The 18,730-nt window shown below is 59.5% G+C and carries 14 protein-coding genes; 9 read left to right on the forward strand and 5 right to left on the reverse strand.

The window, feature by feature from the left end; translation table 11 throughout:
* Positions 1–98 precede the first annotated feature (98 nt).
* A complete protein-coding gene (locus CGZ77_RS06800) occupies positions 99–3,107 on the forward strand; it encodes an ESPR-type extended signal peptide-containing protein (RefSeq protein WP_157697521.1) in 3,009 nt (1,002 codons plus the stop codon).
* A gap of 156 nt (positions 3,108–3,263) precedes the next feature.
* Here CGZ77_RS06800 and CGZ77_RS06805 read toward each other — a convergent pair whose 3' ends face one another.
* On the reverse strand, positions 3,264–4,631 hold the full coding sequence (locus tag CGZ77_RS06805; protein ID WP_036496410.1) for a DEAD/DEAH box helicase: 1,368 nt from the start codon (positions 4,629–4,631) through the stop codon (positions 3,264–3,266).
* A gap of 367 nt (positions 4,632–4,998) precedes the next feature.
* Here CGZ77_RS06805 and CGZ77_RS06810 point away from each other — a divergent pair, with 367 nt between their 5' ends.
* From CGZ77_RS06810 to CGZ77_RS06835, 6 genes are all read left to right on the forward strand, one after another.
* On the forward strand, positions 4,999–7,206 hold the full coding sequence (locus CGZ77_RS06810) for a TonB-dependent siderophore receptor (RefSeq protein ID WP_009426768.1): 2,208 nt from the start codon (positions 4,999–5,001) through the stop codon (positions 7,204–7,206).
* A gap of 432 nt (positions 7,207–7,638) precedes the next feature.
* The gene (locus CGZ77_RS06815) at positions 7,639–9,075 is read left to right on the forward strand and encodes an efflux transporter outer membrane subunit (RefSeq protein WP_009426765.1); all 1,437 of its coding nucleotides are present in this window, start codon (positions 7,639–7,641) and stop codon (positions 9,073–9,075) included.
* A complete protein-coding gene (locus CGZ77_RS06820) occupies positions 9,062–9,616 on the forward strand; it encodes a hypothetical protein (protein ID WP_232504826.1) in 555 nt (184 codons plus the stop codon). The genes CGZ77_RS06815 and CGZ77_RS06820 overlap by 14 nt, the downstream gene beginning before the upstream one ends.
* Before the next feature lie 103 nt (positions 9,617–9,719).
* Positions 9,720–11,381 carry an MFS transporter gene (locus CGZ77_RS06825; RefSeq protein WP_009426763.1) on the forward strand — a complete coding sequence of 554 codons (1,662 nt, stop codon included), beginning with the start codon at positions 9,720–9,722 and terminating at the stop codon, positions 11,379–11,381.
* Between the two features lie 216 nt (positions 11,382–11,597).
* Positions 11,598–12,713 (forward strand): HlyD family secretion protein, encoded by a 1,116-nt coding sequence (locus CGZ77_RS06830; protein WP_009426761.1) that lies wholly within the window; start codon positions 11,598–11,600, stop codon positions 12,711–12,713.
* Between the two features lie 58 nt (positions 12,714–12,771).
* A complete protein-coding gene (locus CGZ77_RS06835) occupies positions 12,772–14,463 on the forward strand; it encodes an ABC transporter ATP-binding protein/permease (protein ID WP_094031056.1) in 1,692 nt (563 codons plus the stop codon).
* Between the two features lie 87 nt (positions 14,464–14,550).
* Here CGZ77_RS06835 and CGZ77_RS06840 read toward each other — a convergent pair whose 3' ends face one another.
* From CGZ77_RS06840 to CGZ77_RS12465, 4 genes are read right to left on the reverse strand one after another with little or no spacing between them, the layout of a single operon-like run.
* On the reverse strand, positions 14,551–14,934 hold the full coding sequence (locus tag CGZ77_RS06840) for a glutathione S-transferase family protein (protein WP_009426758.1): 384 nt from the start codon (positions 14,932–14,934) through the stop codon (positions 14,551–14,553).
* A 30-nt stretch (positions 14,935–14,964) separates the two neighbouring features.
* Positions 14,965–15,099 carry a hypothetical protein gene (locus tag CGZ77_RS12630; RefSeq protein ID WP_255351480.1) on the reverse strand — a complete coding sequence of 45 codons (135 nt, stop codon included), beginning with the start codon at positions 15,097–15,099 and terminating at the stop codon, positions 14,965–14,967.
* Positions 15,059–15,298 carry an NAD(P)H-dependent oxidoreductase gene (locus tag CGZ77_RS12460; RefSeq protein WP_232304403.1) on the reverse strand — a complete coding sequence of 80 codons (240 nt, stop codon included), beginning with the start codon at positions 15,296–15,298 and terminating at the stop codon, positions 15,059–15,061. The genes CGZ77_RS12630 and CGZ77_RS12460 overlap by 41 nt, the downstream gene beginning before the upstream one ends.
* The gene (locus tag CGZ77_RS12465) at positions 15,237–15,587 is read right to left on the reverse strand and encodes an NADPH-dependent FMN reductase (RefSeq protein ID WP_009426756.1); all 351 of its coding nucleotides are present in this window, start codon (positions 15,585–15,587) and stop codon (positions 15,237–15,239) included. Before CGZ77_RS12465 ends, CGZ77_RS12460 begins: the two co-directional genes overlap by 62 nt.
* Positions 15,588–15,696: 109 nt before the next feature.
* Between CGZ77_RS12465 and CGZ77_RS06850 the strand changes: the two genes are divergently transcribed.
* On the forward strand, positions 15,697–18,150 hold the full coding sequence (locus CGZ77_RS06850; protein WP_094031057.1) for a heavy metal translocating P-type ATPase: 2,454 nt from the start codon (positions 15,697–15,699) through the stop codon (positions 18,148–18,150).
* Positions 18,151–18,274: 124 nt separating this feature from the next.
* Positions 18,275–18,688, forward strand: coding sequence for a nuclear transport factor 2 family protein (locus CGZ77_RS06855; RefSeq protein WP_094031058.1), 414 nt, complete (start codon positions 18,275–18,277; stop codon positions 18,686–18,688).
* Positions 18,689–18,730: the final 42 nt, after the last annotated feature.

The following is an 18,730-nucleotide window of genomic DNA, read 5'->3' on the forward strand; positions in this document are numbered from 1 at the left end:
TTCAGACGGCCTCTTAACCGATACAGGCGGGAAAACAACAAACTCACCACCGTTAGTAACATTGTTACGCTTTTTTATCGGAAAAGGTTGCAAAAGGTTTGGAATATGCATATAAGCTCGGCCAGCCCGTTTGCTGTATCCGTGAAACACAGGCGGGAACAAATCCGAAAATCTGCGAAATCCGGCCGGAAAACGTCATATCGTGCCAAACCTCCGCAAACGGGGCGCAACAAGAAAAAAGGCCGTCTGAAAAGCCTTTGGGCATGAGCCGAAAGAAATTTTCAAACGGAGGTGGGCAGGAAAAGTGCAATGGCACGAAATTTGCAGCAAAGTTTGGTTGCGATGCAGCCGCTGCCGCCGTGGCAAAACACGGCAGGTATCGGCGGCAGAAAAGTTTTAACAAAAAGGAAGTCAAAATGAACAAGATCTATCGTACCGTTTACAACGAAACGACCAACACTTGGGTGGCTGTGCAAGAAACAGCCAAGGCGCATGGCAAGTCCGGGCGCAGCAGCATGGTTGCTGCTGTGGTGGACGGCATTTCTCTGAATAAGAAAGTATTGACGATTTCTGCTTCTGTTGCAGCTGCCTTTATGTCGCAGACCGCAATGGCAGATAATGCTCGCATTGAAAATGGATCTGCTCAATGGACTATTGCCGTTAGCCCAAGTGGTAGTAATGTCGGCGGAAATGGCAGCGCTAAAGCTACAGGCAAAACTTCTATCGCAGCTGGTTGGGACGCTAAGGCCGACGGAGAAAATTCAATTGCGGTGGGTTACGGTGCATCAACAGAGACTAACTCGGCAACTTACTACCGAATACAAAATGTTCCTGATAAGACAATGAATAATATCGCGATTGGTAAGCAAGCCAGATCGGGCGGGTTGCAGACAATTGCATTTGGTCCTGAGTCAGTAGCTTCTAAATCACAGTCCATTGCTTTTGGTTTTGATGCCCAGGCAACAGGCGATCAGTCTGTGGCACTGGGTGCGAATACCCGTTCGACCGGAGATTCTTCGGTTGCCATTGGTGGTGATGATTTGGATTCGGTAGCATCCACAGTGTATCGAGTGACTTCTCAATCTGCTGATAATGATGCGTATAACGATACGGCACTGGCAAAAAAATATCGGGAGTTAACGGGTCAGAACTTAGTTAATTTCACGCCTAATAATCGCTATATCGGCACATCTACTGGCCAGGCTGGGGTTGCTGTGGGCGTCTCTGCCAAGGCGGCAGATTTGGCAACGGCAGTAGGTACGAAATCCCATGCCACGGGTGATTATTCGGCTGCATTCGGTGTAGGGGCAAATGCTACATTGGCCAATGCTGTTGCCTTGGGTGCGGGTAGTACAACTGCAACAAACGCTACTGATGTGCCGTCTGCCACAATTGGTGCAATCACCTACGGTGGTGGGACTAGCCCGTTTGCTGGCAGCGGCAAAGTGGTTCCCGGTGACCAAGTTTCAGTTGGTGCGGCCGGTTTCGAACGCCAAATCAAACACGTTGCGCCAGGTGCTATTACTGCAGCTAGCACTGATGCCATTAACGGTAGCCAGTTGTTCTATGTGGCTAAAGGTTTACAAGAACAAATTACAGCTGCCGGTGGTAATGGTATTCACTTCTACCATGTAAACGGTGCAAATACTGACAATAACTATAATAATGACGGTGCAACTGGCAGCAAAGCCTTGGCAGCAGGGATTAACGCTAAAGCGGCTGGCGCTAGCTCTGTTGCGGTTGGTAGCGCTGAAGTTGCGGAAAAATCTGTTGTTGGTCAGTCGAATTCCGAGGGTGCAGTTGCAATTGGTGATTCCGCTTATGCAGCGGGTCGTCAGGCAGTTACTCTTGGTGCTAGCCGTGCGGAAGAGGAGCAGGCAGTTGCCATCGGCTCTAATGCCCGCTCTAGTGGCAAGGCTTCTACGGCTATTGGTGCGGCTGCAGTAGCGTCTAAAGAAAATAGTATCTCTATTGGTTCTAGTGCTAATGCTGCTGGTAATAATAGCGTAGCAATTGGTGCAGATAGTTCTACTGTCGCAGCTGGTTCAGTTGCCTTGGGTTATGGCTCTCAGGCTACTCGTGCCGCTATCGATGCGACTAAAGTTCAGGCTAATGCAGCACCTACCGTGGCGAATAATCAGGTTTACGCACTGGCGTCAGCTTCTAATACTGATCAAAACAATATTAGGGCGACAGTAAAAGGCGAGCTGGGTGCGGTATCAGTTGGTACGCAGAATGGTACCCGCCAAATCATTAATGTGGCCGCAGGTACGGAAGACTCTGATGCAGTAAACGTTGCTCAGCTGAAAGCTGTAGCAAACCAAGTAACATCGTCTATTTCCACCACTCCGTTGACCGTAGCCAACGACGGCAAAGTTACTCCACCGGCTGCTGCCGACGCAGGCAAACTGGCCACAGCGGGTGATATTGCCAACGCCATCAACAATAGCGGCTTCCAAGCCACTGCCGGCGGCAGACTGGCTAGCGGTACTACGGCTACTGCCACTACCGTTAAACCCGGTCAAAAAGTTACCTTTGCTGCCGGTAACGGTTTGACTGTTAAACAGGATGTGGACGCTACCAACGGTGACCAGACTTACACTTACGCATTGGATGCCCAAACCGTAGTGCAGAATGCCCAAACTCCGGTGGTATACACCGATGCCAACGGCAACAAAGTGTACAAACACACGGATGGCAACTTCTACGATGCACCTAACGGCGCAGGTAACCAAGTAGCCACCGGCGACGTGATTGCCAGCATGCAGAATGCAGCAGGCAATACCACTGCACCGACCACATTGGCTAACGTGAAGGGCAATCTTGCCGATACGAGCAATGCCACCGGCAATCCGAACGGTAACGATCGTGCTACCTTGGCAGCAGGTAACAAAGGCAACAACGCCGCCACCGTCAACGACGTACTCAACGCAGGCTTCACCGTCCAAGGCAACGGCGTAGCGAAAGACTTCGTAACCCACGGCGACACCGTCAACTTCGCCAACGGCCAAGGCACAGTCGCCAAAGTCGAAAGCAAAGACGGCGTAACCAAAGTCAGCTTCGACACCCCGATGCAGTACCTGGCTCGCGGGCATTCCGTGCCGTGAGGCCGTCTGAAAGCACAGCTTCGGCACAGCCAAAACGGTGAGGCCGTCTGAAAACACAGCTTCGGAGCAGCCAAAACGGTTAGGCCGTCTGAAAACGCCGCCCGACATTGTCGGGCGGCGTTTTCAGACGGCCTTTGCGTATGCGGCGGACGCGCTTTATTTCACGCCGAAGTTGGGCAGTACCAGGGCGCATTTGACGCGCTCGCCGCGCCGGTTGCGCCTGCTGCGTCCGGCGATTCTGCCGCAGGAGTCGCCGGCGTCCCTGCCTTTGTCGGCTTCGCGGCGCGGCCGGCGCTCTTCGCTGCGGGCGCTGTCGCTGCGGCGGCGGTTTTCAGACGGCCTCTGCGCGGCACTCTCCTGTGTGCCTTTGTCCCACCATTGCGGTTCGAAGCCTTCGATGCGTTCGACGGCGATGTCGCTGCCGGTCAGCTCTTTGATGGCTTCGAACATTTTCTGTTCGTTTTCGTCCATCAGCGAGATGGCGACGCCGTCGGCGCCGGCGCGGCCGGTGCGGCCGATGCGGTGGACGTAGTCTTCGGGCTGGGCGGGCAGCTCGTAGTTGATAACAAAGGGCAGCTCGGCGATGTCGAGGCCGCGGGCGGCGACGTCGGTGGCGACGAGGACGCGCAGGCTGCCTTCTTTGAAGGCGGCGAGGGTTTCGAGGCGGCTTTGCTGGGATTTGTCGCCGTGGATGGCTTGGGCGGCAATTTCGCGCCGCTGCAAATCGCGGGTGACTTGGTCGACGCTTTGTTTGGTTTTGCAGAAGACGATAACCTGCTTAATGTCCAAATCGACGATGAGGCGTTCGAGCAGGTGGCGTTTTTTGAAGGTGTCGACGGCGATGATGTGCTGTTCGACGTTGGCATTGGCGGTATTCTGCGCGGCGACTTCGACGAGTTCGGGCGCGTTCATAAAGTCTTGCGCGAGCTTGCGGATGGGGTCGGAGAAGGTGGCGGAAAAGAGCAGGGTTTGGCGCTCGCGCGGCAGCATCTGCATGATGGCGCGGATATCGTCGATGAAACCCATGTCGAGCATGCGGTCAGCTTCATCGAGGACAACGATTTCGACTTTGTTGAAGTGAATGTTTTTCTGTTTGACGTGGTCGAGCAGGCGGCCGACGGTGGCGACGACGATTTCGCAGCCGGCACGCAAATCGGCGGTCTGCTTGTCCATATTCACGCCGCCGAAAAGGACGGTGTGGCGCAGGGGCAGGTTTTTGATGTAGCCCTGCACGTTTTGGTCGATTTGGTCGGCCAATTCGCGCGTGGGCGTGAGCACGAGCATGCGCACGGGGTGCATGGCTGGCGAGGTGGAGGGGGTGGCGTAGCGTTTGAGCCGCTCGAGGCTGGGCAGCATGAAGGCGGCGGTTTTGCCGGTGCCGGTTTGCGCGGCAGCCAGCAGATCGTGTCCGGCCAGGGCTTTGGGAATGGCGGCGGCCTGGATGGGCGTGGGGTTTTCGTAGCCCTGATCGGTGAGGGCAGAGACGATTTCCTGACCCAAACCCAATGAGGAAAAGGGATTCATGGCGGTTCTTTCTGTTTTCAGACGGCCTCTTCGCCGCCTGCGTGATTCGGGGATAGTTTTGAAATAAATGACGGTTCCAAACGGCAAAGGCCGTCTGAAAAAATACAGCGTCCGACGTGCGGGCAAGGGCGCGCATTATGCCACAAAAGCCCGCCGCCGTTGCGCCCGCGCCTGTGCCGCAGGGCGGGGGGGAAACGCAAGTTTTCCGCACAAACGGTTTGACTTAAATCAAAATAAACCATGTGTTACATTATTACAATGCGCGCATTTTTGCGGCGACGCAGCCGCGAAAGGCCGTCTGAAAACAGTTTGCTTGCGCCGTTTTTCCCTACCGATTCCCCTTCCCACACACATCAGGAGCCGATTCATGTCCGCCTTCAAACTTTCCGCCCTCGCCCTCGCCCTTATCGCCGGCCATGCCGCCGCCGACACCGCCGCACAGGCAGACAACATAGAAGAAAGCGAAGGCGTGGCGCAAGTGACCGTTACCGCCAAAAACCGCAGCCTGCGCACGGAAAACCGCAACAGCTACGCCGCCTCCGCCCTGCGCTCCACCACCGGCCTGATTCTCGCGCCTAAAGACATTCCCCAGTCCGTTACCGTCATCACCAAAAAACAGCTCGAAGACCAAGGCATCACCACGCTGGAAGACGCGCTCAAAACCGCCACCGGCGTCAACGTTTTCCAATCCGGCGGCCGCACCCACTTCATGTCGCGCGGCTACTTTATCGAGCAGTTTGAAGAAGACGGCATGGCAAGCCAAATCGGCTCGCCCGGCGGCTTCGGCCTCGGCGGCCCCTACGGCGACCCGGCCAACGCCACCGATCTGGCGCTTTACGACCGCATCGAAGTGGTGCGCGGCGCGGCCGGTCTGACCCAAGCCAACAGCGAACCGGGCGGCACGATTAACGCCGCACGCAAAAAACCCACCGCGCAGCGCCAAATCAGCGCCGACCTTTTGGCCGACCGCTTCGGCAAAATCAACAGCACTTTCGACGCCTCCGGCACACTCAGCGGCGAACACGGCCTGCGCGGCCGCTTTGTCGGCTCGGCCGCCCGCAACAAAAACTTCCGCGAACGCTCCGGCGGCCGCGACATCCTGCTCTACGGCGTGATGGAAAAAGACATCGGCGACAACGGCAAACTCACTTGGGGCGCAAGCCGCATCGACAAGAGCGAAACCCCCGACCTTGTCGGCCTGCCGCTGTATTCAGACGGCCGCGGCCTGCCGCGCAAACGCTATCTGGGCGCGGATTGGAACGAAAGCCGTCTGAAAAAAACCAACCTCTTCGCCGAATACGAACACTTCTTCAACGACAACTGGAAACTCTCCAGCAAACTTGACTGGCGCAAAACCGCCTCGGAAAAAGAATACTACTTCCTCGGCGGCATCAACGGCGAGGGCATCGGCACCGACGGCCTGGGCGCAACCTACAGCCACGACCGCTACGACAACGACTCGCGCCAATTTACCTGGCAGAACAACCTCACCGGCCGCTTCCAAGCGCTCGGCCGCAGCCACGACGTGTTTTTCATGCACAGCTTCTCCAAAGAAAAACACCACACCGTCAACCGCTGGCCCGACGACAGCCGCCGCTTCGACGCCGACAGCTTCAACGGCAGCGAAATCGCCAAACCCGACTGGGACGGCGCCGACATCAAAGCGCGCGGCGGCGACGGCCGCTACAAAACCCACGCCTTCGGCGCGGGTGTGCGCCTCAACCCCACCGAACGCCTGCACATCATGGCCGGCGGCCGCTACACCCGCTGGTACCGCTACCTGATTTGGGACAGAAACCTCAAAGACAACACCCCGGGCACGGTTAACGAACTCAAACGCAACCGCTTCATCCCCTACGCCGGCGTCACCTACGACCTCACCACGAGCCAAAGCCTCTACGCCAGCTACACCGCCATCTTCAAGCAAACCATGAACCGCGACGAAAACGACAACCTGCTGCCGCCGATTATGGGGCGCAACTACGAAATCGGCTGGAAAGGCCAATGGCTTTCAGGCCGTCTGAACACCGCGCTGGCCGCCTATTTCACCGACAAAGACAACGAAAACTTCCGCGTCAACGCCCCCAAACCCTACTGGATCGCTCTCGACCGCCGCAGCAGGGGCGTGGAAGCCGAAATCTCCGGCGACCTGAGCGAGCGTTGGAAAATCTTCGCCGGCTACACCTTCAACCGCAGCGTCAACCGCAACACCATTCCCGGCGGCGTTGCCAGCCGCGAAAAAGGCTACGATTTCAGTACCCACACGCCCAAACACATGTTCCGCCTCTACACCAGCTACACCCTGCCGACAGCGGGCAATAAATGGAGCATCGGCCTCGGCATCAACAGCAGCAGCAAAACCTCCAACAGCAGCCGCACCCTCACCCAAGGCGGCTACACCGTCTGGAACGCCAACCTGCAATACCGCCCCAACGCGCACATGCAGCTCGGCCTCGCCGTCAACAACCTCACCGACAAACGCTACTACACCAACCAATACGGCCGCAGCTTCGACAGCGGCAACTTTTACGGCGAACCGCGCAACGTCCTGCTCAGCTTCAAATGGAAAATGTAAAGACTGTCTGAAAAGATGCCTTTCAGACGGCCTGAAACGGCTGCGGCATACACAGGCCGTCTGAAACCCGTTTGGCGGTTTTCAGACGGCCTTTTGCCGTTTTGCAAACAGATATCGGCTTCGGTGATCCGATCGGCGAACCCGAAAGGCCGTTCCCGCCTTCGCGGGAATGACGTTTCTGAAACCGAAAATCCCGCCGCGCATCTGACTCCCTCCCCTGCACCCCAAGCGCGGGGGAAGGTTAGGGTGGGAGCGGCGTTTTGCGGAAACGCTTTTCTCCCGCCGCATCCCGCTGGATATTTCCGTGCGGCAAAAGGCCGTCTGAAAATCCGTTTGCGGTTTTAACGTAGTTGAAACAACGCAAATTCCGTTTTCAGACGGCCTCTTGCCCCATATAATCCGTCGCTTTTCCTCACCCTTCCCCATCCTGCCATGCCCGGACACCTGCTCCCCACCCTTCTCCTTGCCGCCCTCCTCGCCTCCTGCGCCTCCTTCACCGAACACACCCCCGCGCCTGTTGAAACCGCCGCTTCGCTCGGCTTGCCCGATTCTCCCCAGCCGCCGGTTTCGCCCGAGTGGTGGAGCGCGTTAAACGATGCGAAGCTCGACGCGCTGATCGACACCGCTTTGGCAAAATCGCCCGATTTGGCGGCGGTGGCGGCGCGTTTGCGTCAGGCGGAAGCGGGGGCGCGGCTGGCGGATTCGCAGGGCGGCGTGAAAATCGGTTTGAACGCAGGCGGCGCGTTTCTCCACCGCGACGGCTTGGGCGGCGGCGACAAATCGCGGCTGGTTACGGAGTTGGAACACCGCCTGTTTGGCGAACACGGCGTGAACATCGGCTACGAATCGCTGCAACTGCAAGGCCAGTGGTCGCCCGATATTTTCGGCAAATACCGCCACCAGCTCGAAGCCGCGCTGGGGCAGCAACGCGCCGTCGAATACGAACGCGCGCAAACGCGGCTGCTGATTGCGCAGGGCGTGGCGGGGTATTACCGCCAATGGCAGATGCTGCTCGAACAGCGGCAAATCGTGGAAAAACGTTTTCAAACCAACCGCGAACGCGAGCGCGTGGTGCGCGAACTGATCCGCGCGGGACAACTTGCGCCGAGCAGGCTGTATGCCGTGCGGCAGGGCAACAGCCGTTTTCAGACGGCCTTGGCTGAAATCGACGCCAACACCGCCCAAGTGCGCCACGCCCTTGCCGCGCTCACGGGGCAGCAGGCGCAGGCTTTGGACAATTTTTCCCCCAACGCCGCCGCTGCCGTGCCGCAGCCGCCCGTCTCGCAGCTGAGCGCCGATTTGCTCGGCAAACGCCCCGATTTGGCGGCGCAGCGCGAAGGACTGATGGCGCGGCGGCATTTGGTGCAGAGCGCGAAAACCGAGTTTTATCCGAACATTACGATTAAAGGCTTGGCAGGCTTGGCGAATCTGGAAATCGGCCATCTGCCCGCGTCCAAATCGTTTACCGCCGCCGTGTTGCCGAGCGTGAGCCTGCCGATTTTCACATCGGGCGCACTGCGGGCGAACCTGTCGAAAAAAGAAGCCGAGTTTGACGAACAGGCGGCGCGTTACAACAAAAACGTGTACACCGCCCTGCGCGAAGCCGCCGACGCGCTCACGCAATACGAAGCCGCCGCCCTGTCGGTGCGCGAACAAAGCGAAATGACCGCCCTCGCCCGCAAAAACGCCGCCGCCGCCAAAAGCCGCTGGCAATCGGGCTTGGACAACAAACTCGACTACCTCGCCGCGCAGGACGAAACCCTGCAAAACGAAAGCCAGCTCTCGCAGGCGCAAACGAAGCTGTTTAGCGCGTGGCTGGCGTTGAATACCGCGTTTGGCGGCGGGTTTGAAGCGGATGGCGGACAATAAGGCAGCCCGAAGGCAGCCTGAAAACGGTTTTTCCCTTGTGGGGAAACGTCGGATTCCAGAATCCGAACGACAGTTATCCCGCTTCGTTTTTGAACCATTCTGTTTTTTCACGATGATTACGCTCAATCAAAAAATTGTCTCGGTAAAAGGACTGTTCCATGTGTTCCCCACGGAAGACAGCCCTTTTGATTTTCAAAACCTGATTGAAATCTACTTTGGTTTGGAGCGCGGTTCGCTTTTAATCAAATGCAACGGCAGCAAAGAGAATTTAGCCTGCGAATTCAACCGCGAGCTTGAAAGCGTTTCTTTGGGAGAATACGGGGCGTTCAAAATATTTGATGTGGGCGGGCTTGATCTGTTCCGTCCGCTGCAAGGCGAGACTTTGCGGGACATGAAAAAACTGTACGACATCCACGGCGAAATCGGTTTCCGCCTGCTGTTCCGACACACTTTGCTTGATTTGATCAATTGGGGCGACGAATTGCTGGTTTTGCAGCAACCCAATGCTTTATCGGGCGAATATTTTTGTAAACAGGAGTAGACAAGTTTCCCCCGTTTTCAGGCTGCCTTTCAGACGGCATCAAAGGCAGCCTGAAACCCCAAACGCCGTCTGAAAAACAGCCCCCAAAGGATTCTCAACAACCATGACCCTCAAACACGGCAACTACACTTTCAAGCCGCACGAGATGCCGATGATGGCGGGAACGCCCGCTTCGCCCGACCATCCGAAAAAACGCCGTCTCGCCTATCTCGCCATCGGCGTTCTGCTCTCTCTGGCGGCGGGTTTTCAAAACGGTTTTCTCTCTGCCGTGCTGCCGCAGCTGCGCGGCGATTTGGCGTTGGATTTGCAGCAGGGCGGCTGGATACAGGCGGCGTATTTTATGTCTTACGCCTGCATGAGCATTTTGTTTTTCAAAATCCGCAAGGCGTTCGGCGTGCAGCGTTTTGTGCGCATCACGCTGTTTGCGCTGCTCGCCGCCAACCTGTCGCAGCAGCTTTGGCACCATTACGAAGTGGAGTTGTTTGCCCGCGCCTCGGCAGGCATTGCCGCCAGCGGTTTGCTGGTGTTGTCGATGTATTATTTTATGCAGGCGTTTGCCGGCGAGAAAAAGCTGGCGGGGCTGGTGTTCGGCATCGGGCTGATGCAGGTGGGCACGCCGCTGGCGCAGGCGTTTGTGCCTTTTCTTTACGCCGACGGCCTGCTCGGCTCGGTATTCGCCTTTCAGACGGCCTTGTCGCTCGCCTGCATCGCCGGAGTGTCCGCGCTGCCGCTGCCGCCCGGTTTTCACGAACGCGGCTCGTTCACGCTTATGGATGCCGTCAGCTTTACCCTGTTTGCCGTCGGCATCGCGCTGTTGTGCGCCTTTCTCGTGCAGGGGCGCACGGTGTGGTGGACAACCCATTGGCTGGGCTGGCTGCTCGCGGGCGGCGTGGGGCTGGCCGGGCTGGCGCTGTTTTTGGAAGCGCGCCGCCGCAAGCCGATGCTCGACTGGCATTGGATGACCGTGCCGCAAATCATCATCTTCGCCGTAATGGGCGCGATGGCGCGGCTTTTGACCTCCGAGCAGACCGTCGGCGCGGCGGGGCTGATGGCAACTTTGGGTATCGGCGGCACGCAGATGGGCGGCTTTTACCTGATGATGGCGGCCGCCTCGCTGGCAGGTGTGATTGCCAGCCTGATTTTGTTGGACATCAACAACATCCGCAAACCCGTAACCATCGCGCTGGCCTGTTTCGCGCTCGGCGCATGGCTGGAAATCGGTGTGGGCATGAACACCCGCCCCGCGCAGCTTTATTTCAGCCAAAGCATCGTCGCCTTTGCCACGCTCCTGTTTATGGGGCCGATGATGCTCGAAGGCATTGTGCGCGCGCTCGCCAAAAGCCCCGACCACATCATGAGCTTCTCCGCCGTATTCGGCCTGTCGCAAACCCTCGGCGGGCTGGCGGGCGCAGGCATTTTCAGCGCCTTTCTCACCTACCGCACGCGCGACCGTCTCACCGACATCGCGCAAAACCTCACCTTGGACAACCCCGCGCTCGCCGCCGACATCCAACGCAACGCTGCCGTGCTCGCCGTTACCCTTTCCGACAAAGCCCTGCTGCAAGGCAAAGCCGTTTCGCAAATCACCGCCCAAGCCGCCCGCGAAGCCGCCGTCGCCGCATACAGCGACCTATTCGCCCTGCTCGCCGTGATGGCTGGCATATCCGCGCTGGTGTCGTTTGCGCTGTGGGCATACCGCAGGCGTTACAAAATTGATATTTTGGCGAATGAGAAAAAGGCGGTGTTTGCGATGCTGGGGAGATAGAGGCCGTCTGAAAACCGACCGTAGCTCCGTAGGTCGGATACTTGTATCCGACAGGCAAACGCAAATCCTGCCGCAACAGATTTTTCCTTGCGGGAAAACGTCGGATTCAAGAATCCGACCTACGCAGCCTGAAAACACCCAAACGCACAGACGATTTATATTTTCAGACGGCCTCCACGCAGTCTGAAACCCAAACTTTGAAACGGAAATCCGACAATGACCGAACAAACTCCCAACCCCGAACAAACCCCCGAGCCGCAAACCCAAACGCCGTCTGAAACGTCCGAGCCCGCCCAATGGCAGCCTGAAAAACGCCGTTTCGGCGGCATCGCCATTCTTACCGCCACCGCCGCAGGCGTATTGCTCTCGCTGTATGCATGGCGGCTGCCGCCGTTCGGTTTGGGCGAAATCCATACCAACAACGCCTATGTGCGCGGCAGCGTGACCGTGGTCAGCCCGCGCGTGGGCGGCTATGTGCAGAAGGTTTTGGTGAACGATTTTGCCGAAGTGAAAAAGGGCGACCCTCTGGTAGAGATTGACCCCGCGCCCTATCAGGCGAAAGTGGCGCAGGCAAAGGCAGGCTTGGCGGCTCAGCAGGCGGCGTTAAGCAAAACCACGCAGGACAAGGCTTCCGCGCTGGCGGCATCCAAAGCCAATCAGGCGGTGATTGACAACGCCCAAGCCCAGCTTGACCGCGCCCGTCGCGAGTGGCAGCGCATTCAGACGGCCTCGCCCGATGCCGTGTCGCAAAGCAGCCGCGATGCCGCGCAAACCGCCGTCAAACAGGCCGAAGCAGGCTTGCAGCAGGCGCGCCAGCAATACGCCGTGGCGCAGCAAAACATTATCAACACAGGCGTCGGCCGCGAAGGCGCACAAGCGGGCATTGCCAACGCGCAGGCGCTGCTGGATTTGGCGGAACAAGAGCTCGGCCACACCGTGATTTACGCCCCCGCCAGCGGCAAACTCGGCGAAGTGGCGGTGAAACAAGGCCAGCTCGTCAGCGCGGGCACGCAACTGATGTCGGTAGTGCCGCCCGAGCGTTGGGTCATCGCCAATATCAAAGAAACCGATATGGCCAACGTGAAAATCGGGCAGAGTGCCAGCGTGAGTATCGACGCACTCGGCGGCAAGGCGTTCAGCGGCAAAGTTGCCGAAATCTCGCCCGCCACCTCCTCCGAATTCAGCCTGATTAAAGCCGACAGCGGCACGGGCAACTTCGTGAAAATCGCCCAGCGCATCGCGGTGAAAATCACGCTGGATGCGGGGCAGAAAGATTGGGAACGTTTGTCGCCCGGGATGTCGGCGGAAGTAACCGTGTCCACACGACAATAAACATACAGGCCGTCTGAAACCTGATTCAGACGGCCTTTTGCAGCGCGAAAGCAAGCATATGGCAAAACTCATCCGACAATTTCTCCGCCTTGCCCGTCCGTTTTGGGCGGGCGCGTCGCAATGGCGCGAGTGGCTGCTGCTGGCCGCCATCATCGCTTTTACCCTGTTTTCCACCACCGTCAGCGTGTGGATTGCCGCGTGGGACAAGCGTTTTTACGATGCGCTGGCGGCGTTTGACGGCAAGGCGATGCCTGCCTTAATCGTTGAATATCTGGGCTATATGGCGATGATTATCGCCTGTATCGTCTGCGCCGAATGGTTGCAGAAGCGGCTGGTGTTCCGCTGGCGCACGCATCTGACGGCGCAGTTTGAGCGCGAATGGCTCGGCGGCCACAAGCACTACCGCATCCAACTCACCGGCGAGCCGGACAACCCCGACCAGCGTATCGCCGAAGACGTGTCGCTTCTGGCGGCGCAAAGCATCAGCCTGCTGCTGTCGTTTATCAACAATATCGCCAAATTCAGCGCCTTTGTCGGCGTGTTGTGGGGCTTGTCGGGCGTGCAGACCTTCGAGCTGGGCGGGCGCACGTTTACCGTGTACGGCTATCTGGTGTGGGTGGCGCTGGCGTATTCCGCGCTCAGCACGCTGGGGGCGCATTTTGTCGGCCGCAAGCTCAAAGACCTCAACATCGAGCGCCAGCACCGCGAAGCCGACTACCGCGCCGCCCTGTTGCGCGTGCGCGACCATGCCGAACAGGTGGCGTTTTACCACGGCGCCGATGCCGAGCAAGGCCGTCTGAAACACCGTTTCCAGCGCATCCGCGACAACTGGTTCCGCCTGACCAACTGCGAATTCCGTTTCGGCACGTTTTGGGCGACTTATGTGCGCATCAGCATTTTCATTCCCATCCTCGCCACGCTGCCGATGTATCTGGCCAAAACGCTCACTTTCGGCGACATGATGCAGACGCGCACCTCGTTTGCCCGCATCCAAGACAGCTTCGGCTGGTTTACCGATGCCTACCGCCGCCTGGTCGAATGGGCGGCGGTTATCGAACGCTTGGGCAACTTTCAGGCTGCTTTGGACGATGCCGAACGGCACACCGGGCAGCCTGAAAGCCCGCTTTGTCTGCCTGATAACGCGGATGGCGCAAACGGCTTTTTGCAGCTGGATGCCACCGCCGTCCACACCCCGCAGGGGCGGGCGATGCTGCGCCCCGTAAGCCTGAGTACCCGCGCGCCCGAATGGCTGCTGTTTGAAGGGAAAAGCGGCATCGGCAAATCCACCCTGCTGCGCGTGCTGGCCGGATTATGGCCCTACCATCACGGACAGTTCGCCATCGAAGGCAGCCGCCTGTTTCTGCCGCAGCGCCCCTACCTGCCCTACGACAGCCTGCGCGCCGCCGTCTGCTACCCCCACGCCAACGGCGCCGATGATGCCGCCATTCAAGCGGCCTTAGAACAAGTCGGCTTAGGCCGTCTGAAACATCGTCTCGATGAAAAACAGGAATGGCACAGCCATCTCTCCGGCGGCGAACAACAACGCCTCAGCCTCGCCCGCGCCCTGGTTTTCCGCCCGCAAATCCTGTTTCTCGACGAAGCCACCAACCAGCTCGACGACGCTTCCTCGCTCGAGTTGATGCAAACGCTCAAACGCGAACTGCCCGATACTTTGATTATCGGCATCAGCCACCAAAGCCAAGTGCAGGCGCTGTTTACGCAGCGCATCAGGCTGGAAGCGGCGGAGTAAAGCCGCCCAAGCCGCGAAGCCGAAAGGCCGTCTGAAAACCCGCAAACGAGATTTCAGACGGCCTTTTGCCTAATTGGGCAAGGTGTTTTATTTCGACAGTTCCAACACTTTTTTTACCGCCGCGTCTTCGCTCATCTTCTGCATAAACGCCGCCAGATGCGGATATTCCTTATAGCTTTTCGGCGTTTTCACCGACCAGCGCGCCATCACGAAAGCGTAGGCATCGGCAACGCTGCGTTTGTCGCGGAACACATGGCCGCTTTCGCCGATTAAGTTGTTCAAAAACGTCATCACACGGTCGATGCGCGCATAGGCCGCTTCGCGCACCGCGTCGTGGGCGGCGGCGGTTTTTTCGGTGGTGTAGCGGTTGGGCGAGAACATCGGCCAGAAGGCGGGGTGGAAATCGCCGGTTAAGAAGGCCATGGTTTCGTTGAACTCGAACTGGTCTTCCAAGCCGCCGCCCGCGGCCAAATCGGCTGCGGGATGGGTGTCGGCGATGATTTATGCCGCCGTCCAGTCGTAAAACGCGGCGGCGAATTTGTTTAAAAATGCGGCGGTGCGCTCGTTGGCGATGTTGCCTTGTTCGTCCAGCGCTTCATGGGCGCGGCCGAGGAAAACTTCGGGGGCAATCAGCACATCCGCGCCCAGCGACTGCAGGCTTTGGCGCAGGTGCAGGCCGCTGTTGATGCCGCCGTAGCCGCCGGGCGAGGCGGTAACGACGGCCACTTTTTTTGCCGTTCCACACGCTTTGGCCAAACGGGCGCGAGGCTGCGTCAATCACGTTTTTGACTGCGGCGGGGATGCTGCGGTTGTGCTCGGGGCTGACGATGAGCACCGCGTCGGCGGCTTTGAGCCGGGTCGTAGGCGGGTACGCTTTGTTTGTCCAAATCCTGGGTGTAGAGCGGCAAATCGGCGATGGCGATTTCTTCGATTTCTACGCCGTCCGGAGCCTGCGCGGCGATGTATTCGGCGACGCTGCGGTTGAGCGGGGGGCGGCTGAGGCTGCCGATAATCAGGGCGATGCGGGTCTTGGGTTGTCCTTGTGTGTGTGTTGCGGAAGGGGCGCAGTGTAACCCAATCGGGTAAAGCGCGGAACGGAAGGCCGTCTGAAAGCGAAGTTTCAACCAAGTGAAAACACGGCACGGGGCTTTTCAGACGGCCTCTTAGGCCGTCCCCGCCTGCGCGGGGATAGCGTTTCTGAAAGGGCGGCCAAAGCGTGTACAATCCGCCGCCATGAAAAACGAAGCCAACTGTTTCCATTGCGGCGAGCCCGTGCCCGAGAATCTGCATCTGAACATTGCCTACGAAGGGCAGGAACATCCCGCCTGCTGCGCGGGCTGTCAGGCCGTGGCGCAAAGCATTATCGACGCGGGTTTGGGCAATTATTACCGTCAGCGCACCGCCGACGCGGAGCGTGCCGCGCTGCCACCGCCCGAGCTGCTCGCGCAGCTGAAACTCTACGATCTGCCCGACGTGCAGCGCGATTTTGTCGAAACGCTGCCGGAAAACGGCCGCGAGGCGGTGCTGATGCTCGAAGGCGTGACCTGCGCCGCCTGCGTGTGGCTGATCGAGCAGCGGCTGATGCGGCTGGAAGGCGTGCAGTCGGCGGAACTCAATTACAGCTCGCTCAAAGCGCGGGTGCGGTGGGACGAGGGGCGTACGAAGCTGTCGGACATCCTGCTGGCGGTGCGGCAGACGGGTTACGCCGCCCTGCCCTACGACGCGCGCAAGGCCGAAGAGGCGGCGCAGAAGTCGCGCAAAAAAGCCATCGTGCGGCTGGCGGTGGCGGGCATGTGCATGATGCAGACGATGATGTTCGCCCTGCCGACCTATCTTTACGACGACATCGAGCCGCAGTTTCTCACCATCCTGCACTGGGGCGGCTTCCTGATGGTGCTGCCCGTGATTTTCTATGCCGCCGTGCCGTTTTACCGAGGCTGCCTGCGCGACATCAAAAACCGCCGCGCGGGCATGGACACGCCGATTGCGCTGTCTGTCTGGCTGGCCTTCGGCGCGGGCGTGTACGCGCTGCTCACCAATGCGGGACAGGGCATGTATTTCGAAGGGCTGGCGATGCTGGTGTTTCTGCTGTCGCTGGGGCGGTTTATGGAACAGAGCGCGCGGCAAAAAGCGGGCGACGCGGCCGAGCGGCTGGTGAAACTCGTGCCCGCCTTCTGCCATCTGCTGCCCGACTATCCGCGCAGCGAGCGCAGCGAAGAAGCGGCGGTGGCGCGGCTGGCGGCGGGCGACGTGCTGCTGGTGAAGGCGGGCGAAGTCATTCCCGCCGACGGCACGGTGCTCTCGGGCGAGAGCGAGGCCGACGAAGCCATGCTCACCGGCGAGAACCTGCCCGTTGCCAAACGCGCGGGCGACAAGGTCACGGCGGGCACGCTCAACGCCGTAAGCCCGCTCATCATCCGCGCCGACAGCGTCGGCGGCGACACCCGCCTGTCGCACATCGCCCGCCTGCTCGACAAAACCCTGTCGCAAAAACCGCGCCTCGCCCTGCTGGCCGACCGCTACGCCTCGCGCTTTGTCGGCGGCATGATTGTGTTCGCCCTGCCCGTGTTCCTTTTCTGGTGGTGGCACGCGGACATCCATCAGGCGCTGTGGATTACCGTGTCGCTGCTGGTTATCACCTGCCCGTGCGCCCTGTCGCTGGCCACGCCCACCGCGCTGGCCGCCAGCACCGGCAAACTCGCCGCACAAGGCGTTTTGGTGGCGGGCGGCAGCGCATTGGAAACGCTGGCCGCCGCCACCGACGCCGTGTTCGACAAAACGGGCACGCTCACCGCAGGCCGTCTGAAAATCGAAAAAACCGTCTTGACCGGCAGCCTGAGCGAAACCCAAGCCCTGCACATCGCCCAAGTGCTCGAAGCGCAGTCGGAACACCCGATCGCCCGCGCCTTCAACGACCTGCCGCTTCCGCAAGACCTCCCCGACCTCGCGCCGCAGGAGCGTGCCAACCGCGTCGGCCACGGCGTCAGCGCCCGCCTCACCGTCAACGGCGAACGCGGCCTGTGGGCGCTAGGCAAACCCGAGTTTGTCGGCGAAATTGCCGGACAGAGGCCGTCTGAAACCGACGACCCCGCCCTGCAAGGCACGCTTATCGCGCTGGGCAGCCGCCACGGCGTCCAAGCCCTATTCCTGCTGGCCGACCAAACCAAAGAGCGTGTGCCGCAAACCGCTGCCGAATTACGCGGCCTCGGCCTGAAACTGCACATCCTCAGCGGCGACCGCCGCACCGCCGTCGCCGCGCTCGCCGACAGCCTGTCCGCCGACACCTTTTGCGCCGAAGCCGCGCCCGAAGACAAACCCGCCTACATCGCAGAGCTGCAAAAACAAGGGCGCGTGGTGCTGATGGTGGGTGACGGCATCAACGACGCCCCCGCCCTGGCCGCCGCCGACGTTTCCGCCGCCGTGGCGGGCGGCGCCGACATCACCCGCGCGGGCGCGGACATCGTGCTGCTGAACGACGATATGTCCGTCATTCCCGCCGCCGTGCGCCAGGCTAGGCGCACCGCCGCCGTTATCCGGCAAAACCTGTGGTGGGCGAGTGTGTACAACCTCATCGCCGTGCCGCTGGCCGCCGCCGGCTTCGTCACCCCCTGGCTCGCCGCGCTGGGCATGAGCCTCAGCTCGCTTCTGGTGCTCGCCAACGCCCTGCGGCTGCGTAAGGCCGTCTGAAAGCGGGACAACGGCCTTTTCAGACGGCCTCTGCCAAGCAGCACAGAGGCCGTTCCCGCCTACACCGCGCGGGAATGACGTTTCCGAAAACCGAAAACACAAGCGCAAACCCGAAAGGAAAAACATGAACGACTTCGAACGCATCTACCGCGACTGGCACGAACACGCCAAAAACCGCGACACGGAAAAACTCATCGCCCTCTACGCCGACAACGCCGTCTTCGAAAGCCCGCTCGTCCCCGCCATCATGAACCGCCAAAGCGGCATCCTGCGCGGCAAAAGTGAAATCCTCGCCTTTCTCGAAGAAGGCACGCGCCGCCGCCCGAACGAACTGGTGCGCTGGTACCGCGAAGACGGCCGCTTCTTCACCGGCGGCGACACCCTGATTTGGGAATACCCGCACCAAACACCCGACGGCGGCCAGGTCGACATTCTCGAACTGATGCAGCTTTCAGACGGCCTCATCGCCCGCCACCGCATCTACTGGGGCTGGTTCGGCACACAAATGCTGATCGGCTCGGCCTTGGCAAAACGCTGAACGAAAGGCCGTCTGAAAGCGAAGCTTCAACGAAGTTAAAAC

This window comes from Neisseria sp. KEM232 (genome assembly GCF_002237445.1).
Lineage (GTDB): Bacteria > Pseudomonadota > Gammaproteobacteria > Burkholderiales > Neisseriaceae > Neisseria.